This is a genomic window from Leifsonia sp. EB41, from assembly GCF_041262565.1.
GTDB lineage: Bacteria > Actinomycetota > Actinomycetes > Actinomycetales > Microbacteriaceae > Leifsonia.
Genome location: NZ_JBGCCJ010000001.1, coordinates 2,757,254 through 2,783,785, shown reverse-complemented (window position 1 = coordinate 2,783,785; position 26,532 = coordinate 2,757,254). Strand labels below are relative to the sequence as shown.

30 protein-coding genes are annotated in these 26,532 nt (G+C 69.0%); 14 read left to right on the top strand and 16 right to left on the bottom strand.

The genetic code is table 11. The features are described from left to right. Window positions 1-35: 35 nt before the first annotated feature. Genes ABH923_RS13800 through ABH923_RS13790 form a run of 3 tightly spaced genes read right to left on the bottom strand, consistent with a single transcriptional unit; the run spans window position 36 to window position 3,335 of the window. Window positions 36-1,415 carry an FAD-dependent oxidoreductase gene (locus tag ABH923_RS13800; RefSeq protein ID WP_370055952.1) on the bottom strand — a complete coding sequence of 460 codons (1,380 nt, stop codon included), beginning with the start codon at window positions 1,413-1,415 and terminating at the stop codon, window positions 36-38. A gap of 18 nt (window positions 1,416-1,433) precedes the next feature. Beyond that, complete coding sequence (locus ABH923_RS13795; RefSeq protein WP_370057369.1) at window positions 1,434-2,492, bottom strand: polyprenyl synthetase family protein; 1,059 nt, start codon at window positions 2,490-2,492, stop codon at window positions 1,434-1,436. Window positions 2,493-2,513: 21 nt separating this feature from the next. Continuing rightward, on the bottom strand, window positions 2,514-3,335 hold the full coding sequence (locus tag ABH923_RS13790) for a demethylmenaquinone methyltransferase (protein ID WP_370055951.1): 822 nt from the start codon (window positions 3,333-3,335) through the stop codon (window positions 2,514-2,516). A gap of 124 nt (window positions 3,336-3,459) precedes the next feature. Between ABH923_RS13790 and ABH923_RS13785 the strand changes: the two genes are divergently transcribed. Beyond that, window positions 3,460-4,764 carry an isochorismate synthase MenF gene (locus tag ABH923_RS13785; protein WP_370055950.1) on the top strand — a complete coding sequence of 435 codons (1,305 nt, stop codon included), beginning with the start codon at window positions 3,460-3,462 and terminating at the stop codon, window positions 4,762-4,764. 15 nt (window positions 4,765-4,779) lie between these two features. On the opposite strand, the gene ABH923_RS13780 is transcribed toward ABH923_RS13785, so the two are convergent. Together ABH923_RS13780 and ABH923_RS13775 are read right to left on the bottom strand one after the other, a co-directional pair. After that, window positions 4,780-5,634: a PPK2 family polyphosphate kinase gene (locus tag ABH923_RS13780; RefSeq protein WP_370055949.1), complete on the bottom strand. Its 855-nt coding sequence runs from the start codon at window positions 5,632-5,634 to the stop codon at window positions 4,780-4,782. Window positions 5,635-5,698: 64 nt separating this feature from the next. Further along, window positions 5,699-7,621 (bottom strand): hypothetical protein, encoded by a 1,923-nt coding sequence (locus tag ABH923_RS13775; protein ID WP_370055948.1) that lies wholly within the window; start codon window positions 7,619-7,621, stop codon window positions 5,699-5,701. A 107-nt stretch (window positions 7,622-7,728) separates the two neighbouring features. Here ABH923_RS13775 and ABH923_RS13770 point away from each other — a divergent pair, with 107 nt between their 5' ends. From ABH923_RS13770 to ABH923_RS13760, 3 genes are all read left to right on the top strand, one after another. Next, a complete protein-coding gene (locus tag ABH923_RS13770) occupies window positions 7,729-8,115 on the top strand; it encodes an SHOCT domain-containing protein (protein ID WP_370055947.1) in 387 nt (128 codons plus the stop codon). Window positions 8,116-8,246: 131 nt separating this feature from the next. Further along, window positions 8,247-8,924 carry a GntR family transcriptional regulator gene (locus tag ABH923_RS13765; RefSeq protein WP_370055946.1) on the top strand — a complete coding sequence of 226 codons (678 nt, stop codon included), beginning with the start codon at window positions 8,247-8,249 and terminating at the stop codon, window positions 8,922-8,924. Further along, window positions 8,924-9,625: a GntR family transcriptional regulator gene (locus ABH923_RS13760; protein WP_370055945.1), complete on the top strand. Its 702-nt coding sequence runs from the start codon at window positions 8,924-8,926 to the stop codon at window positions 9,623-9,625. Before ABH923_RS13765 ends, ABH923_RS13760 begins: the two co-directional genes overlap by 1 nt. 99 nt (window positions 9,626-9,724) lie before the next feature. Here ABH923_RS13760 and ABH923_RS13755 read toward each other — a convergent pair whose 3' ends face one another. From ABH923_RS13755 to ABH923_RS13735, 5 genes are all read right to left on the bottom strand, one after another. Continuing rightward, a complete protein-coding gene (locus tag ABH923_RS13755) occupies window positions 9,725-10,024 on the bottom strand; it encodes a Dabb family protein (RefSeq protein ID WP_370055944.1) in 300 nt (99 codons plus the stop codon). Next, window positions 10,021-10,287, bottom strand: a complete 267-nt coding sequence (locus ABH923_RS13750) for a glutaredoxin family protein (RefSeq protein WP_370055943.1) — start codon at window positions 10,285-10,287, stop codon at window positions 10,021-10,023. Before ABH923_RS13750 ends, ABH923_RS13755 begins: the two co-directional genes overlap by 4 nt. A 79-nt stretch (window positions 10,288-10,366) precedes the next feature. Continuing rightward, window positions 10,367-10,465, bottom strand: a complete 99-nt coding sequence (locus ABH923_RS13745; RefSeq protein WP_003792170.1) for a 30S ribosomal protein bS22 — start codon at window positions 10,463-10,465, stop codon at window positions 10,367-10,369. 68 nt (window positions 10,466-10,533) lie between these two features. After that, the gene (locus ABH923_RS13740; RefSeq protein WP_370055942.1) at window positions 10,534-10,764 is read right to left on the bottom strand and encodes a helix-turn-helix domain-containing protein; all 231 of its coding nucleotides are present in this window, start codon (window positions 10,762-10,764) and stop codon (window positions 10,534-10,536) included. 97 nt (window positions 10,765-10,861) lie between these two features. Beyond that, window positions 10,862-11,278 (bottom strand): ArsR/SmtB family transcription factor, encoded by a 417-nt coding sequence (locus ABH923_RS13735; RefSeq protein ID WP_370055941.1) that lies wholly within the window; start codon window positions 11,276-11,278, stop codon window positions 10,862-10,864. 77 nt (window positions 11,279-11,355) lie between these two features. Between ABH923_RS13735 and ABH923_RS13730 the strand changes: the two genes are divergently transcribed. The 3 genes from ABH923_RS13730 (at window position 11,356) to ABH923_RS13720 (ending at window position 14,494) form a co-directional block, all read left to right on the top strand. After that, on the top strand, window positions 11,356-12,792 hold the full coding sequence (locus ABH923_RS13730) for a TrkH family potassium uptake protein (RefSeq protein ID WP_370055940.1): 1,437 nt from the start codon (window positions 11,356-11,358) through the stop codon (window positions 12,790-12,792). Next, entirely contained in the window at window positions 12,785-13,456 is a 672-nt protein-coding gene (locus ABH923_RS13725) for a TrkA family potassium uptake protein (protein WP_370055939.1), read from the top strand. Before ABH923_RS13730 ends, ABH923_RS13725 begins: the two co-directional genes overlap by 8 nt. Window positions 13,457-13,579: 123 nt before the next feature. Next, window positions 13,580-14,494, top strand: a complete 915-nt coding sequence (locus ABH923_RS13720) for a hypothetical protein (RefSeq protein WP_370055938.1) — start codon at window positions 13,580-13,582, stop codon at window positions 14,492-14,494. A gap of 56 nt (window positions 14,495-14,550) precedes the next feature. Here ABH923_RS13720 and proC read toward each other — a convergent pair whose 3' ends face one another. Then, entirely contained in the window at window positions 14,551-15,399 is an 849-nt protein-coding gene (gene proC / locus ABH923_RS13715; RefSeq protein WP_370055937.1) for a pyrroline-5-carboxylate reductase, read from the bottom strand. 23 nt (window positions 15,400-15,422) lie between these two features. Between proC and ABH923_RS13710 the strand changes: the two genes are divergently transcribed. Next, complete coding sequence (locus ABH923_RS13710) at window positions 15,423-16,385, top strand: cation diffusion facilitator family transporter (protein WP_370055936.1); 963 nt, start codon at window positions 15,423-15,425, stop codon at window positions 16,383-16,385. Further along, complete coding sequence (locus ABH923_RS13705; protein WP_370055935.1) at window positions 16,382-17,083, top strand: glutamine amidotransferase; 702 nt, start codon at window positions 16,382-16,384, stop codon at window positions 17,081-17,083. The genes ABH923_RS13710 and ABH923_RS13705 overlap by 4 nt, the downstream gene beginning before the upstream one ends. Window positions 17,084-17,095: 12 nt before the next feature. On the opposite strand, the gene tadA is transcribed toward ABH923_RS13705, so the two are convergent. Continuing rightward, window positions 17,096-17,563, bottom strand: coding sequence for a tRNA adenosine(34) deaminase TadA (tadA, locus tag ABH923_RS13700; protein ID WP_370055934.1), 468 nt, complete (start codon window positions 17,561-17,563; stop codon window positions 17,096-17,098). A 54-nt stretch (window positions 17,564-17,617) separates the two neighbouring features. On the opposite strand from tadA, the gene upp reads away from it, so the two are divergent. After that, window positions 17,618-18,250 (top strand): uracil phosphoribosyltransferase, encoded by a 633-nt coding sequence (gene upp, locus ABH923_RS13695; protein WP_370055933.1) that lies wholly within the window; start codon window positions 17,618-17,620, stop codon window positions 18,248-18,250. A gap of 422 nt (window positions 18,251-18,672) precedes the next feature. Next, window positions 18,673-19,377, top strand: coding sequence for a winged helix-turn-helix domain-containing protein (locus ABH923_RS13690; RefSeq protein WP_370055932.1), 705 nt, complete (start codon window positions 18,673-18,675; stop codon window positions 19,375-19,377). A gap of 74 nt (window positions 19,378-19,451) precedes the next feature. Here the strand turns inward: ABH923_RS13690 and ABH923_RS13685 are convergent, their stop codons facing one another. The 3 genes from ABH923_RS13685 to ABH923_RS13675 all read right to left on the bottom strand — a co-directional run bounded on the left by ABH923_RS13685 (window position 19,452) and on the right by ABH923_RS13675 (window position 22,112). After that, on the bottom strand, window positions 19,452-20,276 hold the full coding sequence (locus ABH923_RS13685; protein ID WP_370055931.1) for an ABC transporter permease: 825 nt from the start codon (window positions 20,274-20,276) through the stop codon (window positions 19,452-19,454). Continuing rightward, window positions 20,273-21,286, bottom strand: a complete 1,014-nt coding sequence (locus ABH923_RS13680; protein ID WP_370055930.1) for an ABC transporter ATP-binding protein — start codon at window positions 21,284-21,286, stop codon at window positions 20,273-20,275. The genes ABH923_RS13685 and ABH923_RS13680 overlap by 4 nt, the downstream gene beginning before the upstream one ends. 145 nt (window positions 21,287-21,431) lie before the next feature. Further along, window positions 21,432-22,112 (bottom strand): PadR family transcriptional regulator, encoded by a 681-nt coding sequence (locus ABH923_RS13675; RefSeq protein WP_370055929.1) that lies wholly within the window; start codon window positions 22,110-22,112, stop codon window positions 21,432-21,434. 337 nt (window positions 22,113-22,449) lie between these two features. On the opposite strand from ABH923_RS13675, the gene ABH923_RS13670 reads away from it, so the two are divergent. After that, the gene (locus ABH923_RS13670) at window positions 22,450-22,722 is read left to right on the top strand and encodes a DUF3892 domain-containing protein (RefSeq protein ID WP_370055928.1); all 273 of its coding nucleotides are present in this window, start codon (window positions 22,450-22,452) and stop codon (window positions 22,720-22,722) included. 121 nt (window positions 22,723-22,843) lie between these two features. Here ABH923_RS13670 and ABH923_RS13665 read toward each other — a convergent pair whose 3' ends face one another. Continuing rightward, entirely contained in the window at window positions 22,844-23,203 is a 360-nt protein-coding gene (locus tag ABH923_RS13665) for an SdpI family protein (protein WP_370055927.1), read from the bottom strand. Between the two features lie 447 nt (window positions 23,204-23,650). On the opposite strand from ABH923_RS13665, the gene ABH923_RS13660 reads away from it, so the two are divergent. Continuing rightward, on the top strand, window positions 23,651-24,118 hold the full coding sequence (locus tag ABH923_RS13660) for a MarR family winged helix-turn-helix transcriptional regulator (RefSeq protein WP_370055926.1): 468 nt from the start codon (window positions 23,651-23,653) through the stop codon (window positions 24,116-24,118). 98 nt (window positions 24,119-24,216) lie between these two features. Beyond that, window positions 24,217-26,517, top strand: a complete 2,301-nt coding sequence (locus tag ABH923_RS13655; RefSeq protein ID WP_370055925.1) for a transglycosylase domain-containing protein — start codon at window positions 24,217-24,219, stop codon at window positions 26,515-26,517. Window positions 26,518-26,532: the final 15 nt, after the last annotated feature.

Genomic DNA, 26,532 nt, shown 5'->3' with positions numbered 1-26,532 from the left:
CAGCGTGCCAGATCGGAGGGGCGCGACGCGAGGGTCTACTCCGCCGCCGCCTCCACCGCGGCGCCGTTCGACGCGCGCAGCATGTCCTCGCGCGGGACGACCTTGATCCGGGCGCGGCCGCGCTCGGCGCCGAGCGCCTGCTCGTGTGCGTCGAGGTTGTGCCAGCCGTTCAGATTCGTGTACTCCACACCACGTTCGCGCAGCAGGTTCTCCACAGATTCCTCGGAGGGGGAAGCGGGAGACCACCAGTTGCCCTGATCGTTGATCACATGCTTGATCGTCTCCATCGCATCCGACTTGGTGTGACCGATGAGGCCCACCGGGCCCCGCTTGATCCACCCCGTCGCATACACGCCGTACATCCGCTCGTTATCGCGGTTGCGCAGCACCTGGCCCTCGTGGTTCGGGATGACGCCGTGCTTCTTGTCGAACGGGATGCCTGGCAGCGGCGACCCGAAGTAGCCGACCGCGCGGTAGAGCGCCTGGATCTCCACTTCCCGGACCTCGCCGGTGCCGCGCACGCCGCCGGCGCCGTCGGACTCGGTGCGCTCGTAGCGGTACGCCCGCACGTTCCCGTCCTCGTCGGCGAGCACCTCCAGCGGCTTGGCGTAGAAGTGCAGATGCAGCCGGCGGGAGGCCGCGCCCACCTCGCGCTGCCGCCACTGCTGCAGCACGCGGTCGATGACCATCACCTGCTTGTTGCTCGCGATGGCGTCCTTGGAGTGCTCGTCGTACTCGAAGTCCTCCTCGTAGAGGATCATGTCGACGTCGCGCAGCTCGCCGAGCTCGCGCAGCTCCAGCGGGGTGAACTTCACCTGCGCAGGGCCGCGGCGTCCGAAGACGTGCACGTCGGTGACGGGCGACTCCTTCAGGATGTCGTAGACGTTGTCCGGGATCTCCGTCGGCAGCAGGTCGTCCGCGTGCTTCGCGAGGATGCGCGAGACGTCGAGCGCGACGTTGCCGTTGCCGATCACCGCGACCGACTTCGCCTCCAGCGGCCACGTGCGGGGCACATCGGGGTGGCCATCGAACCAGCTCACGAAGTCGGCCGCTCCGTACGAGCCGCCGAGGTCGATGCCCGGGATGTCGAGGTCGGAGTCGTGCACCGCGCCGGTGGCGAAGATCACCGCGTTGTAATGGCGCTTCAGGTCGTCGAGCGTGATGTCGACGCCGTAGGTGACGTTCCCGAAGATCCGGATGTCGCCGCGGTCGAGCACCTCGCGCAGCGCGGTGATGATTCCCTTGATGCGCGGGTGGTCGGGGGCGACGCCGTAGCGCACCAGCCCGTACGGCGCGGGCAGGGCCTCGAACAGGTCTATCGAGACGTCGAAGCCGCGCTCCGCCTTGAGCAGGATGTCAGCGGCGTAGATCCCGGCCGGGCCGGCGCCGACGATCGCCAGTCGCAGTTTGGTCATGCGTTGATTCCTTCGTGCTCAGCTCGAACGTTCGACGATCGTGTCGGAGAACCGCACGAGCGCCTTCTTCACGGGGCCGTCGGGCAGGGGCTCGAGCGCCTCCACGGCCTCCCGGGCCCAGCGGTGCGCCTCCTCGAGTGTGTCCGCCGTGACCGGGTGCTCCCGAAGTGCAGCGATGGCCGCGGTGGCCTCCGGGGTGATCTCGCCCTCCTCGGCGGTGCCCATGACATCGCGCTCCAACCGCTCGAGCAGGGCGCGCGCCTCGGGGTCGGTGTCGGCGCGCTCCCGCAGCTTCAGCACGGGGAGCGTGGCGACGCCGGCGCGGAGGTCGTTGCCCGGCGTCTTGCCGGTCTCGGCGACGCCGACGGAGGAGAGGTCGATGACGTCATCGATGAGCTGGAACGCGACACCGATCTTCTCGCCGAAGGTCACGACGGGCTGCTCGTACGCGGTGTCGGCGTTCGAGAACGCCACGCCCATCTGGGCGGCCACGGCGATGAGCGAGCCGGTCTTGTCCTCCAGCACGCGGATGTAGTGGGCGATCGGGTCCTCGCCGTCCTGCGGCCCGATGGTCTCGTGGAGCTGGCCGAGGCACAGCCGCTCGAACGTGTCGGCCTGGAGCTGGATGGCACGCTCGCCCAGCGCGGACACGAGCTTGCTGGCCCGGGCGAACAGGAGGTCGCCGGTGAGGACGGCGACGGAGTTGCCCCAGACGAACTGCGCCGTGGGAACGCCGCGCCGCATCTGCGAGTCGTCCATCACGTCGTCGTGGTACAGGGAGGCGAGGTGGGTGATCTCGACCGCCTGCGCGGCCTGGAGCACGCGCGGGGTGTTGCCATCGCCGAGCTGCGCGGTGAGGAGCGTGAGCATCGGGCGGACGCGCTTGCCGCCGGCCTCCAGGAGGTACCGCGTGGTGACGTCGGCGAGATTGTCGGCGAACCGCATCTCGCGATGCAGCGCCTCCTCGACCTGCGCGAGGCCGTCGTCGACCGCATTGGCGACCTGGCGGTCCTCGCCGCGGACGAAGATCCGCTCGGTCAGGCCGAGCTGGCTGCTGAGCGACGCGGGTCGCCGCACCACCGGAACGCTACGTGGCACTTACTCCCCCTCGGATGGGACGGCGGTCGTGGGCTTCTTCGCTGCGGGCTTCTTCGCCGCAGGTTTCTTCGCCGCAGGCTTCTTCGGGGCAGGCTTCTTCGGGGCGGGCTTCGCCACCTCCACGGGCTTCCACCCGCGGTGCAGCGCCACGATGCCCGCGGTCAGGTTGCGCCAGGCCACGCGCTCGAAGCCGGCCTCGCGCATCCAGGCTGCCAGCGCCGGCTGGTTCGGCCACGCCTCGATGGACTCCATCAGGTACTCGTACGCCGCGGGGTTCGAGCTCGCCACGCGGGCCAGTACGGGCATCCCGTAGCGCAGGTACGCGCCGTAGCCCGCACGGATCGCGGCCACCGGAGGCTGGGAGAACTCGCACACCACGACCCGGCCGCCCGGCTTCGTCACCCGGTAGAACTCGGCGAGCGCCGCCCGCGGGTCGACGATGTTGCGCAGGCCGAACGAGATCGTGACGGCGTCGAACGTGTCGTCGTCGAACGGGAGCTTCGTGGCGTCGGCCTGCACGAACGTGACGAAGGGGTTGCCGGCCTGCCTGCGCCGGCCGACCTCGATCATGCCCTCCGAGAAATCGGCGGCGACCACGCTGGCCCCGTTGCGCGCCAGGGACGCACTGGAGGTGCCGGTCCCTGCCGCCACGTCCAGGATCGTCTCGCCGGCGCGCGGCCCGACGGCCCGCGTCGTCGCCAGCCGCCACAGCGTCGCGTTGCCCATCGAGAGGACGGTGTTGGTCCGGTCGTAGTGGGTCGACACCTCATCGAACATGGCGGCGACCTGGGAGGGCTGCTTGCTGAGGTCGGCCTTACTCACCCCCCCAGCTTAGGCTGCGCCGACATGCCGTGCATTTCGGGGCGCCGCACAGGGCCTCCCGCACCGGGCCAACGCCCAGCCGCCGCGCATCCGGCGCCCAGCGGCCCGGGCGTAGGCTGGTCCGGTGACCGCACCCTCGACCACCCGCCGGGCTACGGGCGTGACCGCCCTGTCGGTCGAGACCACCCCCCTCGACGACGTCCGGCATCTCGTTCCCTTCCTCGACTCCCGCCGGCCCCTCGTGTGGATCCGCAAAGGCGAGGGGATCGCCGGCATCGGGGAGTCGCTGCGGCTCGAGTTCCGCGGGCCGGACCGCATCCGGCAGGCGTCGGAGGCGTGGCGGGCGACCGTCCAGGCGGCGACCGTCTCGGACGATGTGCGCACGCCGGGCACCGGGCTGGTCGCGTTCGGGACCTTCGCGTTCGACGACGAGAGCACGGCCATGAGCGTCCTGATCGTGCCTGAGATCGTCCTCGGTCGCCGCGGCGGCCGGAGCTGGATCACGCGGATCACCCGTGTGGACGAGTCCCCCGCGGCAGCGAATGCGGCCGACCCCCGAACGCAGCGCGGTACGGCGCGGGACCTCCCGCGGCCGATCGCCTTCGGTGACGAGTACCGGCTCAGCCTCCTCCCCGCCGGACTGGACGAGGGCGGCTACGAGTCCGCCGTCGCGACGGCGGTGGAGCGGATCCGCGAGCACGACCTCTCGAAGGTGGTCCTGGCCAGGGAGCTGTCGGCGCACCTGCCACTCGAGTCCGACGTGCGGCGCGCGCTGGTGGAGCTGGCCCTCGGCTACCCCGACTGCTGGACGTTCGCCGTCGACGGGCTGGTGGGCTCCTCTCCGGAGACGCTGGTGCGCGTGCACCACGGCACGGTGACCGCCCGGGTGCTCGCCGGCACGATGTCCCGCGGCCGCGACGCCGAGAGCGACCGCGAGTCGGCACTGGCCCTCGCGGGCTCGGCCAAGGACCAGGGCGAGCACCGCTTCGCCGTCGCGAGCGTCCTCGACGCGCTCCGCCCGCACAGCGCGGACCTCGGGGCGAGCGACGAGCCGTTCACCCTCAAACTGCCGAACCTCTGGCACCTCGCGACCGATATCGCCGGCACGCTCAGCGACGGGTCGAGCTCGCTCGACCTCGCGGACGCGCTCCACCCGACGGCCGCCGTCGCCGGGACGCCGACACCGGAGGCGCTCGCGCTGATCCGCGAGCTGGAGCCGTTCGACCGCGGGCGGTACGCCGGGCCGGTCGGCTGGGTCGGCGGCGACGGCGACGGCGAGTGGGCGATCGCCCTGCGCTGCGCGCAGCTCGGCGAGACCGGCGACCTCACCGCGTACGCGGGCGCGGGCATCGTGGCCGACTCCGACCCCGCCAAGGAGTACGCGGAGACGACCATGAAGTTCCGCCCGATCGTCGAAGCGTTCGGCTGAGCGCCTGGACGCTCGCTAGCTCGCCGCCAGCCGCGCCTTCTCGACCTGCACGTCGTAGTCCGGCGCCGGCCACCCCAGTTCCAGGTCCTCCAGGGCGTGGATGAGGAGGTGCTGAACCGCGAGCCTCGCGTACCACTTGCGGTCGGCCGGCACGACGTACCAGGGCGCGTACGCCGTCGACGTGCGGTCGAAGACGACCTGGTACGCGTCCTGGTAGCTGTCCCAGAGCAGCCGCTCGTCCACGTCGCCTGTCGTGTACTTCCACTGCTTGTCGACGCGCTTCAGCCGGTCGCCGAGGCGCTTCTTCTGCTCGTCCTTGCCCAGGTTCAGCATCACCTTGACGATCGTCGTCCCCGACTCCGCCAGCTCCAGCTCGAACTCGTTGATCGCGCTGTAGCGACGCTCGATCTCCTCCTCGGACGCCAGCTTGCGCACCCGGCCGATGAGGACGTCCTCGTAGTGCGAGCGGTCGAAGACGCCGACCTCGCCCGCCGCCGGCACGTGGCTCCAGATCCGCCAGAGGAAGTCGTGGGCGAGCTCGACCCGCGTCGGCTTCTTGAAGCCCGCGTACCGCACGCCGCCGAGGTTCATCTGCCCGACGACGTGGGTCACGATGCCGCCCTTGCCCGCCGTGTCCATCGCCTGCAGGACGAGCAGCACGCTGCGCCGGTCGCCGAGCGTCCCCGCTGCGAACAGGCGTTCCTGGAGGTCGGCGAGGATCGCGGCTCCCTCGGCGAGCGCCTCCGCGCCGTCCTTCTTGCGTCCGTCGAACCCCGGCTTCCCCGCGGTATCGCTGCCGGCGAGCAGGAAGCCCTCGCCGACGCGCAGCAGCGGGTCGGGGTCCTCGGCCCAAAACGTCTCGCGTCCCATGTCCCCTCCTCGCCACCGGGTCGCACCCTCCGCGGTGGACCGTCCCGCCGATCGTACGACGCGATCAGACCCCTGCGGCGTCGAGCACCGGCTCGAACGCGTCCGGTCGGTGCAGCACCACCCGCGTCCTCACACCCTCCGGGAACAGCCGGGACACGTCCTCCGGCCTGGCCCGGTCGTCCACGATGACGTCGATGGTCTCCCGCCAGCGCCCGTCCGGCATCCGTTGGAGCGTGGCCTCCCAGGTCAGTCCGGGGGTCTCGCGGGCCTGCAGGCGCAGGTGGATGCCGACCGCGCGCCGCCGGCCGAGCAGCGACAGCAGGCCGCGATAGATCGCCGCGCGCCTGGTGGGGGCGAGCCAGGGTCCGAGCGCGCGGACCAGCACGTCGGCGCTCCACAGGATCGTCGTCGCGAGGCCGCCGCGTGACTGGTACACGTCCACCGCGTAGACGCCCGCGAGCCGGCGCAGCGACTGCCGGAGCGCGCCGCGGGTGATTCCCTCGTCCACGGTGCTGTGCAGGTACAGCGGCACGGCGGCCTGCGCCGTCAGGCTCCCCGCCCGGAGCGCGGAGCGGTCGTGGACGCGCTGCCCCGGGCCGAAGAACGGCCGCAGCTCGCCCAGGAGCACGGCCACGGCGTCGCCCGGAGGATCGGTCTCGATCGCGCCTGCGGTGTCGGCGTATGCGATCGCCTGGTGCAGGGCGCCGAGCCGGAAGCCGGGTGCGAGCGCCGGGCCGGCCTTGACGGTGACCAGCACCCGCGCGCCGTCGAGGTCCAGGCGCACCGGGTTCTCCCTGCCGTCGATGCGCGGGACGAGGTCGAGCACGTGCTCGATGGCCAGGGTGCGGATGCCGGCCGGGATGGGCAGGCGGCCGAGCGGCGTGCCGGCGACGACCAGGTGCGTCACGGCGAACCCCGCGGCGTGCGCCCGCACAGCGACCTGCGAGGCGACCATCCCGCCGAGGCTGAACCCGGCCAGCACGACGGGCTCGCCGGGGCGGATGCCGGCCTCCCGCATCGCCTCCAGCGCCGCCCGGGTGATGGTGGCCTCGTGCTCGGCGCCGATGACGAGGTCCGCGGTCAGATCGTTGGGGGCGATGCCGGGCCGCGGACTCCAGGACTTCGTGCTCGGGAACTGCACGATCCAGTGCCGGACGCCCTCGTGCTCGCGCTCGACCAACCGGATGACCGCGGTGTCGATGCGCTCGTCCAGGTCGGGGTCGCAGAGGTCGTCGATCTCGCGCTGGCTGAGCAGCAGGTCGCGGAGCGTGTGCACGGACCGGCGGCGCATCGCCCCCGCGGCAAGTCCGGGCTGGCCGAGCGGGTCGGGGGACGGGCCGAGTTCCAGGCCGAGCAGCCCGGCGGGCACGTCGGGGAGGCCGGGCGTCGGCGTGTAGTCGTCGCCGCGTCCCGGGTCGCCCCACCAGGTCAGGAAGTCGTGCAGGAGCGGGAACCGGCGCTCCAGGAGGTCGTCGTAGCCGAGCAGCACCGCGTCGTGCCCGTCGCGCAGCAGCCCGCGCCTGCGCCCGAGGGCGACCGTCTTGCGCAGCAGCGCCGGGAGGGTGAAGACGGCCAGGTAGGGCCGGGCGCGCCAGCGCGGCAGCACGATCCCGACCAGCCCGATCAGGAGGGCGACCGGCCCGAGCACCCAGCCTGCGACCCTGGCCAGTCCGCCGGTCAGCCGGGGCGCGGCCGTGAGGTAGAGCGCGCTCAGAGCGGTGCGCCTGGCGCGACGGCGGCGCGGCGCGGGCACAGGGAACGGGTACCGCACGCGCGACGCGCGCTGCACGAGGTACCAGACCCATTCGGCGGCAAGCGCGAGGAGTGCGACCACGGCTCCGACAACGACAGCCACGACACCGAGCGTGAGCAGCACAAGCCCCGCCGCGAGCGCGACAGGGATTCCGACGATCAGGCCTGCGATGAGGGCGACCCAGCCGCCGGGCGTCCTCCCCCGCCACACGCGAGGGGGCAGCTGGCTGAGCATGCGGTCAGCCTAACCGCGCCCACCGTCGCGACGGCCGAGCACTGCCGTCTAGCCAGGCGAGCCGCGGCGCGGCTACGGTGTGCACACCGATCGAGAGGAGCCCCGTCGTGAACGGTTTCTGGAACTTCATCTGGCTGATCTTCTGGGCGTTCGCCTTCGTCGCCTACCTGATGGTGCTGTTCACGATCCTGGTCGACCTGTTCCGCGACGAGAAGCTGAACGGCTGGTGGAAGGCCGTGTGGGTGATCTTCCTCATCTTCGTGCCCTTCCTCACCGCGCTGGTGTACCTGATCGCGCGCGGTCGCGGCATGGCGGAGCGCAACGCGCGCGACCGCAGGACCGTCCCGGAGGACACCGACTACTACACGCACCCCACGCCGTCGGCGACCCCGGCCGCCGACATCGAGCAGGCGAAGGCGCTCCTGGACAAGGGCGTGATCAGCCAGAACGAGTTCGACGCGCTCAAGGCGAAGGCGCTCGGAAACCGATTCTGAGCAGGACCCAGGCGCTTTTCAGCCGGATCCGGGCGCTTTTGGGCGCCCGGCAGACTATTCTGCGATACGACACGCCTAACTTCATCACGCGATGGCCTTGCACCCAACGCAGGTGGATGTAATATTCATGTATGCCTGTACCCATCGCAGAGGCCGTCAGTCCCCGACGGCTCATCCGGGACGAAGTATTCGTTCGTCTACTCGACGCAATCGTCGACGGGGACCTCACGCCAGGAGAACAGCTCTACGACGCTGAGATCGAGAAGTGGGTCGGAGTCTCCCGAACCCCCGTCCGCGAAGCCCTGAACCAGCTCGCGGCAATGGGACTCGTGGAGATCATGCCCCAGAAGCGCACCCGCGTCACGCCGATCGACCCCGTGCGCCTCCGTGCGCTCATCGACACCGTTGGCAGCCTCCTCGTCGGCATCGTGCGCGACACGACCCCGCTCCTCACCGAGGACGACAAGGACGCCCTCCGCGCCTTCAAGGAGCGGATGGGCGACGGCGACGACATGGCGCAGCTGGTCAAGGAGCGCGTGCTCACCGACGGCTTCGTCAACGTCTTCCTCCGCCGCCTCGACAACCGCACGCTCGCGAAGCTGTTCACGCGCCACCTCCCCGAGGTGCGCCGTGCGCTGATCGCTGCGCCGTCGTCGAAGGCGTTCACGAAGGGCGCGGCCCACGTCGCGACCGCCGTCGACGCGGCCATCGCCGGCAATGGCGCCAAGGCCGCCAAGGGCGTGTCCGACTTCTGGAACAAGGGGCTCGTCACCGTCGTGGACGAGTTCGCATCGAAGGAGGCCCGCTGATGCCGCTCCCCGTCAAAGACTCCGCACCCGTCGAGCGCCAGCTCCTGCGCGACGTCGTCTACAACCGCCTGTACGAGGGCATCCTCGACGGCACGCTGGAGCCGGGCGAGACCCTGCTGGACGAGAAGCTCACCGCGTGGCTCGGCGTCTCCCGCACGCCGATCCGCGAGGCGCTGATGAAGCTCGCCGACATCGGGCTCGTCGAGATGGCCCCGAACCGCTACACGCGCGTCGCGCCCATCGACCTCCGCGCGATCGACGAGGCGATCTACACGACCGGCCTCCTGCACGAGTACGCAGCGCGCACCTCGGTCCCCGGCCTCGACAACGCGGCGCTCAGCCGTCAGGACAAGGCGGTCAAGGAGATCCGCAAGGCCGCCAAGTCGAGCAACCTCCCGGCCCTCGGCCGCGCGGTCAACGACTTCTTCCTGGAGTTCGAGCGCAACAGCGGCAACGACGTGCTGCTCGCGATCAGCGAGGGCCTGAGCCCGCAGGTGCTGCGTTACATTTCCGTGTGGAAGCGTCCGTTCGACACCGACGAGCTGCCCGCGCGCGTCACCGAGATCCACGACGCCGCCAAGGCGCACGACGGCGAGAAGGCCGGCGACCTCGTGCGCGCGCTGTACGCCCCGACGCTCGCGCAGTTCCTCTCGGACTACCGCCGCAGCGACGAGGACATCGAAGAGAGCCCCGTGGTCTGAGCGACCTCCGTCCGCCCGTGCCCGGCGCCTGTCTCAGGCGCCGGGCACGCGTGCGTTCAGTGCTCAGCGCGCGTCGGGGCTCAGCGTGCGTCGGGGGGGTCAGTACTCGGCGTCCACGGCCGCGCGGCCGGAGACGACGGACCGGATGTACGACGCGACCTTCTCGTGCTCGGGGTGCACCACGTAGCGCTGCAGGGCGGCCTCGTCCTCGAAGTCGCTGACGAGCACGATGTCGAACTCGTTCACCGGCAGGGAGTTGATCCCCACCTCGAAGCGCAGGATCTCCGGGACGACGGCGGGCAGCGACTCCAGCCCCGCCTTGATGCGTGCGGCCTGGTCGGCGCGCTCCGCCTCCTCGGTCGACGCGAGCTTCCACATGACGACGTGACGCAGGGTCAACGGGCCTCCTCCAGCAGGGCGGTGCGCAGGCGCGCCTGGTCGACGCGCCAGTAAGTGTGCTGTCGGCCGTCCACGAGCACGACCGGGATGTCCTCCACGTAGCGCTCGTGCAGCTCGGCGTCCTCCAGGATGCTGAGCTCCTCCACGCGCACTTCTGGGGCGCCGGAGGGGAGACCGTCGATCACCGAGCGGATCGCCTCCCGTGCGTCGTCGCAGAGGTGACAGCCCGGCTTGCCGATGAGCGTGACGGTGACGGTGGACACGGGATCCAGCCTAACCGCGTTTGGACAGCAGAAAGCGCCGGACCTCACGGACCGGCGCTCGAGCAGCAGACGCTGAGGTCTACTTCTTGTTGCGACGCTGGTGGCGCGTCTTGCGAAGAAGCTTGCGGTGCTTCTTCTTCGCCATACGCTTGCGACGCTTCTTGATAACGGAACCCACGTAGACCTCACAAAGTTAGGGGTTTGCCGCGAAAAACGCGGCGACACGAGCAGCCAGTCTACCCGACTTCACGCCGAGTCCGCGACGCCGCCCTCCAGGTGGGGCCGCACGGCCTCCAGCGCCTGCGCCACGGCGGACTCCGGAACGCGGAACGAACGGCCGAAACGGATCGCCGGAAGCTCACCGGAGTGGACGAGCCGGTAGACGGTCATGCGGGAGACGCGCATCATGTCGGCCACTTCGGCGACCGTCAGGAAGCGCACCTCGCGAAGAGCGTTCGAGCCCCCATCGTGAACCATGCGGTGTCCCTTTCTTGCCCGTCATCGTACTCGGGTAGTGACGACGGGGAACTAGCGAACTCTAGACCGTGCGCGGGGTCGGACTCCAGCAGGCGGATCAGTCCCTGCGCCACTTCTTCGGCGTGACGCGCTCCACCCGGCGGCGGGTGTCGGCGAGCACCTTGCCGACCGTGCTGGCGAACTCGCGCGTCTCGTCGCCGAGCTGCACCGAGTAGGCGGACAGGTCGATCTCGGATGCGGTGAAGGGGATGACCCAGTCCTCCACGGCCTCCAGCGGCGTGGGGTCGAGCCGGTAGTAGCGGTGCTGGCCCTCCTCGCGGACGGACACCAGCGACGCCTCGCGCAGCACCTTGAGGTGCTTGGACACCGTGGGCTGGCTGAGCTCCAGTGTGGCCACGATCTCCGAGACCGAGATCTCCCCGACGGGACGCGCGTCATCCGAGTTGCGGTCGAGCAGCACTTTGAGGATGTCGCGCCGCGTCGGGTCGGCGATCACGTCGAAGATGTCGGCCATTGCACCAGGCTAGTCGTACGGGTGTCGGAGTACCATGTCCGAAGCTGTCGGTCCGAGGCTGTCGGGAGGAACGGACGATGCGCACGACGTCGCCGGTTCGGCGCGGGCCCGCTGCCGCGAGGGGACGTCTGAGGGCGGCACTGAACGGGTTCGCGCAGCGCAGCCCGTCGCGGTTCGCGATCCTCGTCTTCACCCTGCTGATCCTCGTCTTCACCCTGCTGTTCTCCCTCCCGATCGCGTCGGCCTCCGGAACGTGGACCGGCCTGGCCGACTCGCTCTTCACTGCGACGTCGGTGATCTGCGTGACCGGACTCTCGACCGTCGACATGGCGACACACTGGTCGGTGTTCGGCCACCTGCTCGTCTACCTCGGCGTGCAGGTCGGCGCGGTGGGCGTGCTGACGATGGCTAGCATCCTCGGGATGGTCGTCTCGCGCCGCCTGGGCCTGCGCGCCAAGCTCATCGCGGCCAGCGACAGCAATCCCCTGCGCATCCACGCCGGCCCCGTCGCCGAGGGGCAGGCGGTGCGGCTCGGCGATGTGGGCAAGCTGCTGCGCACGGTCGCGATCAGCATGGTCGTGATCGAAGGCGGGGTCGCCCTGCTGCTGTTCCCGCGCATGCTGATCGCGGGGATGGATGTCGGCACGTCGATCTGGGAGAGCCTCTACTACTCGGCGATGGCCTTCACCAACACCGGTTTCGCGCCCAACACCGAAGGGCTGACGCCGTTCGTGGAGGACTACTGGTTCCTCGGCGCGCTCATGATCGGCGTGTTCCTCGGCTCGATCGGGTTCCCGGTGATCCTGGCGCTGGCCTCCATCCTGCGCAAGCGGCGCAGGCGCTGGTCCATCCACGTCAAGCTGACGCTGCTGACGTCGGTCATCCTGCTTGTCGCGGGCGCCGTGCTGTACATCGTGCTCGAATACGACAACCCCAAGACGTTCGGGCACCTGGACGCCGGGCACACGGTGTTCCAGTCGTTCTTCCTGTCGACGATGACCCGCTCGGGAGGCTTCGCCACCATCCCGATCGCGGACCTGCACGGGTCGAGCCTGCTGGTGACCGACATGCTGATGTTCATCGGCGGCGGATCGGCCTCCACCGCGGGCGGCATCAAGGTGACGACGCTGGCGGTGCTCTTCCTCGCCGCGTTCGCCGAGGCGCGCGGCGTGGAGTCGATGGACGCGTTCAAGCGCCGCATCCCGATCGACGTGCTGCGGCTGTCGGTGGCGGTCGCGCTGTGGGGCGCGACGATCGTGGCGGTGGCGAGCATCCTCATCCTGCAGATCACGAAGGCGCCGCTGGACCACGTGCTCTTCGACGTCATCTCGGCGTTCGCGACCTGCGGGCTGTCGACCGGACTGACCCAGGGACTGCCGGACCCCGGCGTCTACGTGATGGCGGCGACGATGTTCTGCGGGCGCGTTGGTACAGTGACTCTCGCCGCGGCGCTGGCGCAGAGCCAGCGCAAGCAGCTCTACCAGAACCCCGAGGAGAGGCCGCTCGTTGGTTGACCGGATCAAGCACAACGCGCCCGTCCTCGTGATCGGCCTCGGCCGCTTCGGCGCCGCGACCGCCGGGCAGCTCGACCGGCTGGGCCGGGAGGTGCTGGCGATCGACACCGACGCCGGGCTGGTCGGGAAGTGGGCCGACCGGGTCACCCACACGGTGCAGGCGGACGCGCGCTCGATCGAGGCGCTGCGCCAGCTCGGCGCGGAGGACTTCTCCATCGCGGTCGTCGCGGTCGGGTCGTCGATCGAGGCGAGCGTGCTCATCACCGCGAACCTGGTCGACCTCCACGTGCCGCAGATCTGGGCGAAGGCGATCTCGCAGTCGCACGGAAAGATCCTGGAGCGGATCGGCGCCAACCACGTGATCTACCCGGAGGCGGAGGCCGGCGAGCGCGTCGCGCACCTGGTGTCGGGGAGGATGCTCGACTTCATCGAGTTCGACGACGACTTCGCGCTGGTCAAGATGTACCCGCCGAAGCCCATCCGCAACGTCGACCTCACGACCTCCGGCGTCCGCAGCCGCTACAACATCACCGTCGTCGGCGTGAAAAGCCCCGGCAGACCCTTCACCTACGCCACCGCCGACACTGTGGTCTCCGACCAGGACCTCATCATCATCTCCGGCACCTCCACCGACATAGAACGCTTCGCCGCCCTCGACGCCTAGCCGATCCAACAATTCCGGAGTTGTGTACGCCCCCAACCGGCGTGTTGCGTGCATAACTCCGGAAGAGATAGCCGGGGTGTGGATAAGTCGGAAGCGTGATGGTCGGCGCGGCATGGTTTTGGGATGGAGACGTACGACGGGCTCGTAGAGCAGACGGGGTTCACGGTTGAGCAAGGCCGCACAGCGGGGCTGACTCGGCGACAACTCGATGGCGGCGGACTGCAGCGGCCGTTTCGGGGCGTGCGCAGCGTCGGCATCGAGTATCGCGACCACCGGGACTTGTGCCGCGCCTACTCGGCGTTCGGACGTGGCCAACACACGTTCAGCCACCAGTCCGCAGCAATGATCCACGGCTTCCCCCTCCCGCACTGGGCGGTCCCGACCGACATCCATGTCGCTGTTTTCGCTCCGGCGAAGCCTCCACAGATGATCGGGGTCGTCGGCCACGAATTGCGAGCGATCGGGCACAAGGCGGTCGACATTGACGGCTTGCGCGTCATCGCCGCAGAGGACACTTGGGCGCAGCTCTCACGGACACTCCCGTTCGAGGATCTGGTCGTCATCGGCGACTGGCTCGTCACCGGCGATGAGCCGCACTCGAACGTCGCTTCCGCGTGGGCGATTGTCGATCTCGATCGGGCTGTCCGCCACCACGCTCGGCGGCCGGGCATCCGCCGGCTGCGTCAGGCATTCGAGGCCGTCCGGTACGGGCCGCTTTCGCCTCAGGAGACGCGCCTCCGTCTCCTTCTGGTCGGCGCGGGATTGCCCGAACCCGAGCTGAACTACCGGGTCCTCCGCGACGGACGATCCGTAGCGATGGTCGATCTCGCCTACCCGGATCGACGCGTTGCGATCGAGTATCTGGGCGACGTCCACCGCACCGACCAAAGCGCCTTCCGCGAGGACATAGCGCGACGAGAGCGACTCACCGAGTGCGGCTGGGACGTCGTCTTCCTCACCGCCGACGACCTGAAACCTCCCGTACCGCGCGCCGTCCTCACCGTCCGCCGAGCTCTCGCGCGATCAGTTCCGGAGTAATGCACGCTCACCACCGGCGTGTTGCGTACACAACTCCGGAACGGATTGCGGCGGGGCTAGGAGGCGGCGAGTTCGCGGGCCCGGGCCAGGGCGGCGGAGGTGGCGCGGGTGAAGAGGTCCGGGAGGTCGGCGTCGGCGAGGACCGCGATGGCGCGCTCGGTGGTGCCGTTGGGGCTGGTCACGCGGCGGCGGAGCTCGGCGGGCTCCTCACCGGAGGAGACCAGCAGCTCGGAGGCCCCCAGGAACGTGCCGTTCACGAGCGTGCGCGCCTGCTCGGGGGTGAAGCCCTTCTCGAGCGCAGCGGCGGTCAGCGCCTCCACCAGGAAGAACACGTACGCCGGCCCCGAGCCGGAGATGGTGCTGAGCGCGTCGAGCTGCGACTCCGGCACCTCCACGACCTCCCCGACGGTCTCGAACAGCGCGCGGACCAGCTCGAGGTCGTCCGGCTCCGTGCGGGTGCCCGGGCTGATCCCGGTGACGGCCTTGCCCACGACGGCCGGCGTGTTCGGCATCGAGCGGACCACGATCACCGACGGCGGCAACAGCGACTCGAAGGTCTTGATGGTGACGCCTGCCGCCACGCTCACAACGATGGCGCCGGGCGTCAGGGAGTCGGCGATCTCGTGCAGGAGGTCGGCCACCATCCCGGGCTTGACGGCGACGATCACGAGCTCTGCGCCGTCCACCGCCGCCCGGTTCGCGTCGCCGTCGTGCTCGGTCGCGTACGCGGTCACGCCGGGGATGCCCGCGAGCTCCGCAGCCCGCGCCTTCGACCGGTTGGTGACCCGGATGCCGCCGTCCACGGTCACCCCGGGCGCGGTCAGGCCGGACAGGATGGCGCGCCCCATCGAGCCCGCGCCGAGCATCGCGATGGTGGGCAGCGTGACGTTCTTCGTGTCGCTCATGGGCCCCATCCTAGGATGAGGTCATGAGCGCAGAAGGTGGCACCAGGGCGATCGTCGCGGCCTTCGCCGCCAACCTCGGGATCGCCCTGACCAAGTTCATCGCGTGGGCCTTCTCCGGCTCCTCCTCGATGCTCGCGGAGGGCGTGCACTCGGTCGCCGACTCCGGCAACCAGCTGCTCCTGCTGCTCGGCGGACGCCAGGCCAAGAAGAAGGCCGACAAGGAGCACCCGTTCGGCTACGGCCGCGAGCGGTACGTGTACGCGTTCGTCGTCTCGATCATCCTGTTCTCCGTCGGCGGCGTCTTCTCGCTCTACGAGGGCGTCGAGAAGCTGACGCACCCGCACCCGCTGGAGAACTGGTGGCTGCCGCTGCTGGTGCTGTTCATCGCGATCGGCCTGGAGTCGTTCTCGCTGCGGACCGCCGTGCACGAGTCCAACCCGCTCCGCAAGGGGATGTCGTGGCCGCAGTTCATCCGCCGCGCCAAGGCCCCCGAGCTGCCGGTCGTACTGCTGGAGGATGTCGCCGCGCTCATCGGCCTGGTCTTCGCCCTGATCGGCGTGGGGCTCACGATCATCACCGGCAACGGCGTCTGGGACGGCATCGGGACCATCCTGATCGGCCTCCTGCTGGTCACGGTCGCAATCGTGCTGGGCATCGAGACCAAGAGCCTCCTGGTCGGCGAGGGCGCCTCCGATGTGGATGTCGCGGCCATCGAGCAGGCGATCCTGGCCGGCGACGAGGTCGAGCGCATCATCCACATGCGCACCCTCTACCTGGGGCCGGACGAGCTGCTCGTCGGCGCCAAGCTCGCCGTCGCGCGCGAGCAGACCATGCTGGAGGTCTCGGCCGCGATCGACACGATCGAGCGCCGCATCCGCGACGCCGTGCCCGTCGCCCGGGTCATCTACATCGAGCCGGACGTCTGGGTCGACCCGAACGAGCAGCACCCCGCCACCGACACCATCATCCTCAAAGGACTCGAGTGACCCGCACCGCGCTGATCCTGCAGCACGACCCGTCCATCCACCTCGGCAACATCGGACCCGTCCTCGTCGAGCACGGCTACGACCTGCGCATCGTCGACGTGACGACCCAGGATGTTTCCGTCCTCGACCCGCAGGAGGCCGACCTCGTCGTCGTGCTCGGCGGCGAGATGGGCGCGTACCAGACCGACGAGTTCCCGTTCCTGGCCGCCGAGCGCGATCTGCTGCGCGCCCGCCTCGACGCCGAGCGGCCGACGCTCGGCGTGTGCCTGGGCGCGCAGCTCATGGCCGGCGCCCTCGGCGAGCGCGTGTACAAGGGCGACACCATGCAGATCGGTTACCGCCGCGTGGAGCCGACGGAGGCCGGCGCGTCGTCTCCCATCCGGCACTTCGACGGCGTGCCGGTGGTGGAGTGGCACGGCGACACGTTCGAGCTGCCCGAGCGGGCGACCCGGCTGGCGTCTTCCAGCGACTACTCGAACGAGGCGTTCGCGATCGGCGGCTTCGCGCTGGCGGTGCAGTTCCATCCCGAGGTGACGGACGAGATGCACGAGCAGTGGGTCTCCGACGGGTACAACGAGCTGGACGAGCACGCCCTCGACCCGGAGGCTCTGCGCGAGGACCGCGAGCTGTACTCCGCACGGATGCAGGAGGCCTCCCGCGCCGCCTTCTCCGAGTGGCTGGAGTCCCTGCCGCGCTAGCCCGAAGACCGATCAGCGCTTTGCGCGGAAGAAGTCGAGGAGGAGGTCGGCGCACTCCTCGGCGAGGACGCCGGGATACACGGCGACCTGGTGGTTGAGCCGCCGGTCGCGCAGCACGTCGTAGACCGAGCCCGCCGCGCCGGCCTTCTCGTCCCACGCCCCGAACACCACGGTCGGGACGCGCGCCGCCAGCACCGCGCCCGCGCACATCACGCACGGCTCCAGCGTCACGACCAGCGTGCAGCCCTCCAGGTGCCAGTCGTCCCGCGTCGCCGCCGCCGCCCGCAACGCCAGCACCTCGGCGTGCGCCGTCGGGTCGCGGTGCAGCTCGCGCTCGTTGCGTCCCGCACCGATGACTTCGCCGTTCTCGTCCAGCACGAGCGCCGCGACCGGGACATCACCGGTGTCGAAGGCGAGCCGCGCGTCGGCGACGGCGCGGCGCATCCACCGCTCGTAGTCGGCGGGCACGGGAAGGGTCACGGCTGCTCCTGGGTGGGGTCCTCGTCCGGGGAGGGTTCGGCTAGCCTTGAGCCTATGCGAGTGCACGTAGCGGACCACCCCCTGATCACCCACAAGCTCTCCGTGCTCCGCAACAAGGAGACCCCGTCGCCCGTGTTCCGGGCGCTCACGGAGGAGCTCGTCACGCTGCTGGCCTACGAGGCCACCCGCGCCGTTCGCGTCGAGCCCGTCGAGATCGAGACCCCGGTGACCACGACGATGGGCGTCACCCTCAGCCAGCCGCGTCCGCTGGTCGTGCCGATCCTCCGCGCGGGGCTCGGGATGCTGGAGGGCATGGTCCGGCTGATGCCGACCGCCGAGGTGGGCTTCCTGGGGATGGCGCGCAATGAGGAGACGCTCGAGCCGACCACCTACGCGGAGCGCTTGCCGATGGACCTCTCCGACCGGCAGTGCTTCGTGCTCGATCCGATGCTGGCCACCGGAGGCTCGCTCGGAGCCGCGATCGACTTCCTGTTCAAGCGCAACGCCGTCGACGTCACTGCCATCTGCATCCTCGCCGCGCCGGAGGGTCTGGAGGCCCTGGAGAAGGCGACGGTGGGCCGCGACGTGACCATCGTGCTCGGCGCACTGGACGAGCGGTTGAACGAGAACGGATACATTGTGCCCGGTCTCGGCGACGCCGGAGACCGTCTGTACGGCACTGTGTAGGGTGTCGAGCCCCTCCGCAACAATCCGTAACGATTTGACACGACGTGTCACGGGACGGTTTACTTCTCAACATGACTGACAACTCGCGCACCCTGACCTCCTTCGAGGCCCCTGGGGATGCCGGCATGATGATGCCCGGCCGCGACTCGGTCATGTGTTGCCGAATGTGTCGCTAATCTGACGACCCTTTCGCCGAGCGGTCGCCCTCCGACGCAGACGAGCGTCGGCTCCGGGCACAGCTCCCCGGGCGCGCCACACGTACGCACCCGTGCATCAGTCCCTTTCTGAACAGGGACACCTCGTCACACCGGAAAACCCGTATCCGGCGCACCCTCCGCTGAAGCTCCTTTCGGAGCTCGACCGCTGGAGGACCGCCGCACCCGGGTCCGGACGCATCATCATCACCGAAGGACTCCCCTCCCATGTCTCTCGCAACCGTCGACACCTTCCGCCCCGCAACCCCCGTCGTCGCGGCCGCTCCTGCCGCCCCGGCACCCCGCCTCCGCGCCGTCCCCGAGGGGACCGAGGCCCGCGGCTTCGTCCTCTACGTCGGCATCGACGAGCTGAAGGCCGCGGCCTCCGGCACCGACCTCGGCCGCATCGTCGAGGCGCTCAAGCAGCTGACCGCCGAGCTCGCGCCGTCGTCCGAGACTTACGCCGCCGTGGCGCTGGCCCCCGCCGGCGCCGGCGGACGCGACGTGGACGTCGTCCGCCTCGCCCTGCAGGACCCGGCCGCGATCGCCAAGCACCGCCACACCGCGACAGTCGACGAGGACGAGGACCGCGCCGCCTCCGGCGTCGTGGTCGACATCTCGCGCAAGCGCCTCATCCTCGACAACCAGACCGTGTCTCTCACCTACAAGGAGTTCGAGCTCCTGCAGTACCTGGTGCTGCGCGAGGGCCGCACCATCGAGCGCGCCGAGCTGATCTCCTCGCTGTGGTCGAACGCCGACGAGGACGAGATCCCGAACGAGCGCACCATCGACGTCCACGTCCGTCGCCTGCGCGCCAAGCTGGCGCGCTACGAGGACATCGTGCGCACCGTGCGCGGCGTCGGCTACCGCTTCGACCGCCACGCGGACGTCTCCATCCGCCACGCCAGCGCCCCCTCCCCCGACCTCTTCTGAAACCAACAGTTCCGGAGTTGTGTACGTAAAGCGACGGCGTGTCGCGTACACAACTCCGGAACTGATGGATTGGGTCAGGCACTGCGTTGGTAGACGCGGAAGGCGCTGGTCGCTAGGGCGGCCATGATGACGGCCAGGGCGGCCAGGAGGCCGGCGTGGGCCCAGAGGGATGCCCAGTCGGGGACCGCGCTCAGGGCCTCTCGACCGACGATCACGGCCCACTCGAACGGGTTGTACGCGGCGGCGTTCCGCACCCACTCCGGCGACAGCTTCGTGTTCATGATCGCCGAGCTGAGGAACATCAGCGGCAGCGTGATGAGCTGCGAGATGCCGATCAGCGCGGTCTGGTCCCGGGCGAGCAGCGCAACGGCGTTCGAGAACGAGCAGAACACCGCGGTGAGCAGCACCACCCCGAGCAGGAGGAGCAGCATCCCGCCCAGCCCGCCGTCGAAGCGCGCGCCCGCCCAGAACGCGATCCCGACCACGATCAGCGACTGCACGACGGCCAGGATCGACTGGTAGACGAGCGTGGACACGATCATCGCGCCGCGGTTGGTGGGCGACGTGAGGAACCGGTCCATCACGCCGCGGTCCATGTCCTGGATGTAGACCGTGCCCGACCACGCGCTCCCGAACAGCGCGAGCATCATCACGACGCCCGGAGTCAGGTACTCCAGGTAGCTCTGCCCGACCCCGAACCCGGGGATCTCGATGACGGACTTGAAGAGCTGCCCGAACAGCAGCAGCCAGATCACCGGCTGCACCAAGTTCATCACCAGGAACGCGGGCATCCGGATCGCCCAGCGGAGCTGGCGGCCGGTGAGCAGCAGCGTGTGGGTCATGAAGGTCGGGCCGGAGCGGCGCGCGGTGCGCGCGGGCGGGATTGCGATAGCGGTCATGATGCGGTCTCCAGAACGTGCTCGGCGGACTCCTGCGCCCGCGTGAAGGTGCGGCCCGTGTGCCGCAGGTAGACGTCGTCGAGGCTGGGCCGCGCGACGGTGGCGGAGGCGACGGCGACGGCCGCGGCCTCCAGGGCGGCGAGCGCGGCCGGGAGGGTGGCCGCGCCGTTGTCCGCGCGGGCTCGCAGGGTCCGGCCGTCGCCGCCGACCTCGCGGAGGGCGTCCACGCGCTCGAGCGCCGTCAGGGCGGTGAACGGGTCGGCGTCCGGCGCCAGCTCCACGATGACGGCGTCGCCGCGGAGGCCGTTCTTCAGCTCCTCGGGAGTGCCGCCGGTGACGACCCGGCCGTGGTCCACGATCGCGAGCCGGTCGGCGAGGCGGTCGGCCTCGTCCAGGTAGTGCGTGGTGAGGAGGACCGTGAGGTTCTCGGCGCCGGTCATCCGCTCCAGCTCCGCCCATAGCTCGGCGCGCGCCTCCGGGTCGAGACCGGTGGTCGGCTCGTCCAGGAAGAGCACCTCCGGCCGGTGCATGAGCCCGATCGCGACGTCCAGCTTGCGCGCCATGCCGCCGGAGTACGCCTTCACCTGGCGCCTGGCGTGCTCGGCGAGGCCGAAACGGTCGAGCAGCTCCCTGGCGCGGGCCTTCGCGTCGCGACCGCTCATCCCCTGCAGCCGTCCGGCGAGCACGAGGTTCTCGGCCCCGGTGTCGTTGGGGTCCGACACCGGTTTCTGGGCGACGAACCCGAGGGCTCGGCGCACCCTGCCGGGGTTGCGGTTCACGTCGATGCCGGCGATGAACGCGCTGCCGGCGTCGGCGCGGGTCAGTGTGGACAGGATCTTCATGGTGGTGGACTTGCCGGCGCCGTTGGGGCCGAGCAGTCCGAAGACGGTGCCGGCGGCGACCTCGAAGCCGAGGTCGTCGACGGCGCGGACGACGGGCTTGCCCCGGCCTCCGCTATAGGACTTGACGAGGTGCTCGGCGACGATCGCCGAGCCGTTCTGTGATGCCACGGGTGGCTTCCTTTCATCTCGGGCAGCCACCGGCGCGGGCATATCATGGAGAAAGCCCTCGGTGACTGTTGACGCAGGTTCCGCAAGGAACGAATCGAAGGTGTGGATGGCCGGAGAGTTGCCGCTCTCCGGCCATCGTTCTGTTTTACGACCCCAGCAACTCGGTCACCTCCTGCCCGAAGTCGCCTGCCGCGATCCGCTCCCGGATCTCGGACATGTCGTGGCCCTGGCCGAACAGCTCCCAGAGCCGCTCCCACCAGTCGACGCCGCCGAGCGAACGGTCGCGGATGCGCGCGGCGAGGTCGGCCACGAACGCGCGCTCGGCCTCCATCACCGCGACGCGGTAGCGGGACTCGATCATGAACAGCTCGGGAAGGGGCATGGCCAGCGCAGCATCGTAGACGCGCGCCCGCTCCGCCAGGTCGGCGTCGAGCAGGTCGCGCCGGCGCTCGAGGAGGTCGGCCGCGACCTCCGGGGCGAGCATGGGCAGCAGCGACAGCCCGGTCTCGATCGCGGGGTACTCCTTGACCGGGAAGGTGATGAGCTCCCGCATCCAATCGTCGGCCTCCGCACGCCCGGCGGCGGTGATCTCGTACACGACGCGCTCGGGCCTGTTGCCCTCCCGCTCGGTCTGCGCGACGCGGATGAAGCCGTGCTTCTCGAGCGACTTGATGACGGCGTAGAGGGAGCCGAAGTTGAGACGGATGCTGTCCTCCTTGCCGCGCTCCCGCATGGTGGTCGTCATCTCGTACGGGTACATCGGCTTCTCCCATAGGCAGGCCAGGACGGCCAGCGCCAGGGGGTTGGACACCGCTCGCTTCGTCATTACTCACCTCCGAATACTTTGCTTAGAGTATTCGGTTTCGAGTAGGGCGTCAAGCGATCGTTTTCGGACCTTATGTTCCAGGTCCCAACAACCTGGCGCACTGCGGTTAGGCCGCTGGGACAAGTGACCGCCCCATGGGAGACGGCTCGCTCCGACGGGAACAGGGATGCCGATCGACCAGGTGTCGCAAGGCAAACAGACCAGAAGGATGCCTCCGCTACCCCCACAGCCTTGACCCTCGACCTAGAGGGGCACGACTGCGTCCTCGCCTATTGGTTTGATCGGGAGGACTATGGCGCCGTGGCCCAACGCCGGACTACGTCGAGAAGGGGACAGGATGAGCGTGGAAATCACTCATGTGCACTACGGAAGTTCGAGTAAGACCCATCCGTCGATCGATGCATACCAATACCACTATGACGGTGAGACCAAGCTTTGGTATCGATGGAAAGCGGACATGGTGTCCTTCTTGGAGACAACGACGACCGCCCACGTTAAGGGCGTCCAGGTGGCGGTGGTGAACGATCCTCCAACGCCGAAGTTCCTTCGCACGCACGCGAATGGCTATTACAACGACAACCTCTTGAGCCTGCCAACATTCTCCGTGTAGCGAACCCGCTTCGACCAAACAGACGACGGTGGATCCTTCGCCTCAAGAGCCTCGACGGTCAGTGCAAGAGTTCAGCAAGTTCGAAGAGTGATTCCGCTCCTCTCCTTGAACTCTTGGACGCCTATCTCTGGGACGGCGCGCCTCGAGCGATGACTGCCTTCGCGGCCCGGTTCGCAGAGCGCCCCGCCAAGAGCGAAATGATCACGATGACGCCGAACCCGCTCAACGCGAGGGTGTTTCCGATCACCTCAGAGGGCCCGGAGAGCTCGACAGCCAAGAGGGCGCTCAGGTGCCCCATCGCGACCGCCGAGATCGCAAGGAGATACGGACGCGAGGACCGCTGCCCGGCTTCCCACGCCTCATCCGAATGAAGGGTGTACCTGGTTCGAATGCCGATCGCCAGGTTTCGCGTGAGCGAGCCCGAACGAATGGAGAGCATGAGCACCAGCGAGAGAAGCCCCAGCATTCCGAGGCCGATCATCGGTGGAAAGAACACTCTCAGCCCCGCAATTTTCGCATTTCAGGCGTTAGCGATTAGTTACTAAGCTAAAAAAATAGCGAGTCGATCGGGGCCTGTCAACCACTCCTCTCAGACCGACCTGTCCACCCTCAGCAAGGGGATAACCGCCCCATAGTCAATTCGCAGCAAAAATAACGACTTGATAACTAGCACCCGTTACCTCTTCGTTATATAGTTCAAGAGCAATGGTTGTTTGCTGTGGCAGCCATCGCGGAATGTGATTGCAGGACACTCTTGGTGCAAGGGAGAGGGCCGGCCGCTAGCCTCTGCGGCCGGCCCTCAATCTTTTGATCGCACCGTCCTCTCCCTCCGCCCGACCCGAATGCCGTGCTGGCACGGATGAGCGCTGTCGGCGCATGATGAGAAGATGCGAACGCATCGACTACTCGAGCGTGAAGGGGTGGCGTCATGAGCACGGGCACGACCGCGGCCGGTTCGGCCAAGCGATCCAGGACCAACGCGGTCTCGGCATGGGAGTCGCTGTTCCGCGCGCAGGTCGCCGTCATGCGGACGCTGGCCGCCGAGTTCCCGACCAGGGACATCTCGTTCAACGAGTACGACGTCCTCTTCAACCTCTCCCGCCAGGCCGACCGTTCGCTGCGCCTGCGCGACCTCAACAAGCACGTCCTCCTCACCCAGCCGAGCGTGAGCAGGCTCGTCGACCGGCTGGTGGACCGCGGGCTCGTCGTCAAGGGTCCAGAACCCTCCGACGCGCGCGGGACGATCATCAGGATGACCGACACCGGCTTCGAGATGTTCCGCCGGGTCGCGTTCGACCACATGCGATCGATCGCTCAGCGGGTCGGAACCCGGCTCGACACCGAGGAGCTGGAGCAGCTCGCCGCCCTGTGCGACAAACTGCGCGGCGACGGCTGACGGCCGTTTCTCCTACACATTCTCTTTCCTGAATAAGTTCTCCACAACGCGGGCGGACCCTCGGGGACCCGACATGGGGCACGCGTATCATTGCGCGCATGACGGCTGACGGACGCAGAAGATGGAAGTGGGCGCCCGCGCTGCTCGGATTCGTGGCACTGAGCGGTGTCGCCGGCCTCCTCGCCGCCGCCGCGGTCACACCCGCCGTCGCCCTCACCGGATCGGCCGCCGACTCGACCATCAGCGTCTTCGACGGCCTCCCCGAGTACATGAAGGTGGAGCCGCTTGCGCAGGCGTCCACCATGTACGCGACCTCCGGCGGCAAGCCCGTGCCGATCGCTACGTTCTACTCGCAGAACCGCGTGGAGGTCGGCTGGGACGCCATCTCCCAGAACCTCAAGGACGCCGCGATCGCGACGGAGGACCCGCGCTTCTACGAGCACGGCGGCGTCGACGTCACCGGCACGCTCCGTGGCGCGGTGCTGACCGCGCTGCACAAGTCGGTGCAGGGCGGCTCGTCCATCACGCAGCAGTACGTCAAGAACATCCTGGTGCAGCGCTGCGAGAACAAGCAGCCCGACCCGACCGCGACGGACGCCGTCCAGAAGAAGCAGTACGCCGTGTATCAGGCCTGCTACAACGACGCGACGGCGGTCGACCCGGTGCGCAAGCTCAAGGAGATGCGCTACGCGATCGGGCTCGAGAAGGAGTACTCGAAGAACGACATCCTGCAGAGCTACCTCAACATCGCTCTGTTCGGAGGCCGCGTCTACGGTGTCCAGTCGGCGGCCGAGTACTACTTCGGGGTGTCGGCGGCGGACATCTCACTCCCCCAGGCCGCGACGCTCATCGCCATCCTGAACAACCCGGACAACCTCCGCATCGACCAACCGGACAGCAAGGACAACGGCGCGGCGAACGGCTACGCGGCGACCCTCGCCCGGCGCAACTACGTGCTCGACCGCATGCTGGTGAACGGCAAGATCACCAAGGAGGAGCACGACGCCGCGAAGGCGACCAAGATCGAGCCCAAGATCAGCCAGATGTCGAACGGCTGCATGACAGCGCAGCAGTTCAATGCGGCGTTCTTCTGCGACTACGTCGAGCGCACCATCGAGCAGAACCCGATCTTCGGCAAGACCGCCGACGACCGGTCCAGCTACCTGACGCGCGGCGGGCTCAAGATCTACACGACGCTCAACCTCGACCTCCAGAACCAGGCGCAGCAGGCGGTGTCGGCGTACATCCCGCCGTCCAGCCCCGCCCTCGACCTCGGCTCATCCAACGTCTCCGTGGAGGTCGGCACCGGCCGGGTCGTCACGATGGTGCAGAACAGGCCCTACGACAACACAGCTGCGCCGGCCGCAGGGACCACGGCCGTCAACTACAACGCGGACTACGACTACGGCGGCTCGGAGGGCTTCCAGACGGGTTCGTCCTACAAGGCGTTCGACCTGCTCGAATGGCTGAAGGAGGGCCACACCCTCAACGAGTCGGTGAACGGGACGGTGCACGTCTTCCCGCAGTCTTCGTTCCACGAGAGCGACCCCTGCAACGACATCGGCGGCGCACCGTGGAACGTCGCCAACGACGAGGGCGAGACGGTGACCTCCACGTCGGTGATGAACGCGACGGCGGCGTCCATCAACTCGATCTTCGCGATGATGGCCACGAAGATGGACCTCTGCGGTATCAAGGAGGGCGCCCAGGACCTCCTGGTCCACGGTGCGGATGAGGCGACCAACCCGTACATGGCCAACCCGTCGTCGGTGCTCGGCACGAACTACATCGCCCCGATCACGATGGCGACGGCGTACGCCGGCATCGCCAACAACGGCAAGGCGTGCAGCCCGGTCGTGATCGACAAGATCGTCACCACCGACGGCGCCGAACACGCAGTACCCAAGACGCAGTGCTCGACGACCCCGATCGATCCGGGAGTGGCGGCGGCCGCGATCTACGCGCTCCAGGGCGTGCTCCGCGGCGGCGGCACCGCAGCCTCGGCCAACCCGAACGACGGCGTCCCGATCTTCGGCAAGACCGGAACGACGGACAACTCGGTCGAGAACTGGCTGGTGACCTCCACGACGAAGGTCGCGCAGGCCACCTGGGTGGGCAACATCTCGGGCGGCGTCGCCCTCCGCAGCCAGACCTTCCAGGGCGTCGGCGGCGGCAACGTCAAGTTCTCGATCGTCAAGCGCATCCAGACCGCGCTCGACGCCGCGTACGGCGGGTCGGCGTTCCCTGCGCCGCTCGCGAAGTACCTCGGGGTCTCCACTCCGCCGAAGGCGGCCACGCCGGCGGCGCCCAAGGCTCCTGGCGCGCCGGCGCCCAACCCGGCTCCGGCACCCAACCCGGGCGGCGGCAACGGCAAGGGCAAGGGCGGCGGCAACGGCTGATCGGCTGAGCCCTCG

Coding starts and splice junctions, on each gene's coding strand:
- ABH923_RS13800 (WP_370055952.1), bottom strand. CDS start 1,415: ATGACCAAACTGCGACTGGCGATCGTCGGCGCCGGCCCGGCCGGGATC.
- ABH923_RS13780 (WP_370055949.1), bottom strand. CDS start 5,634: ATGGGACGCGAGACGTTTTGGGCCGAGGACCCCGACCCGCTGCTGCGC.
- ABH923_RS13775 (WP_370055948.1), bottom strand. CDS start 7,621: ATGCTCAGCCAGCTGCCCCCTCGCGTGTGGCGGGGGAGGACGCCCGGC.
- ABH923_RS13765 (WP_370055946.1), top strand. CDS start 8,247: ATGCCTGTACCCATCGCAGAGGCCGTCAGTCCCCGACGGCTCATCCGG.
- ABH923_RS13760 (WP_370055945.1), top strand. CDS start 8,924: ATGCCGCTCCCCGTCAAAGACTCCGCACCCGTCGAGCGCCAGCTCCTG.
- ABH923_RS13740 (WP_370055942.1), bottom strand. CDS start 10,764: ATGGTTCACGATGGGGGCTCGAACGCTCTTCGCGAGGTGCGCTTCCTG.
- ABH923_RS13735 (WP_370055941.1), bottom strand. CDS start 11,278: ATGGCCGACATCTTCGACGTGATCGCCGACCCGACGCGGCGCGACATC.
- ABH923_RS13730 (WP_370055940.1), top strand. CDS start 11,356: ATGCGCACGACGTCGCCGGTTCGGCGCGGGCCCGCTGCCGCGAGGGGA.
- ABH923_RS13720 (WP_370055938.1), top strand. CDS start 13,580: ATGGAGACGTACGACGGGCTCGTAGAGCAGACGGGGTTCACGGTTGAG.
- proC (WP_370055937.1), bottom strand. CDS start 15,399: ATGAGCGACACGAAGAACGTCACGCTGCCCACCATCGCGATGCTCGGC.
- ABH923_RS13710 (WP_370055936.1), top strand. CDS start 15,423: ATGAGCGCAGAAGGTGGCACCAGGGCGATCGTCGCGGCCTTCGCCGCC.
- upp (WP_370055933.1), top strand. CDS start 17,618: ATGCGAGTGCACGTAGCGGACCACCCCCTGATCACCCACAAGCTCTCC.
- ABH923_RS13690 (WP_370055932.1), top strand. CDS start 18,673: ATGTCTCTCGCAACCGTCGACACCTTCCGCCCCGCAACCCCCGTCGTC.
- ABH923_RS13685 (WP_370055931.1), bottom strand. CDS start 20,276: ATGACCGCTATCGCAATCCCGCCCGCGCGCACCGCGCGCCGCTCCGGC.
- ABH923_RS13675 (WP_370055929.1), bottom strand. CDS start 22,112: ATGACGAAGCGAGCGGTGTCCAACCCCCTGGCGCTGGCCGTCCTGGCC.
- ABH923_RS13670 (WP_370055928.1), top strand. CDS start 22,450: ATGAGCGTGGAAATCACTCATGTGCACTACGGAAGTTCGAGTAAGACC.
- ABH923_RS13665 (WP_370055927.1), bottom strand. CDS start 23,203: ATGATCGGCCTCGGAATGCTGGGGCTTCTCTCGCTGGTGCTCATGCTC.
- ABH923_RS13660 (WP_370055926.1), top strand. CDS start 23,651: ATGAGCACGGGCACGACCGCGGCCGGTTCGGCCAAGCGATCCAGGACC.
- ABH923_RS13655 (WP_370055925.1), top strand. CDS start 24,217: ATGACGGCTGACGGACGCAGAAGATGGAAGTGGGCGCCCGCGCTGCTC.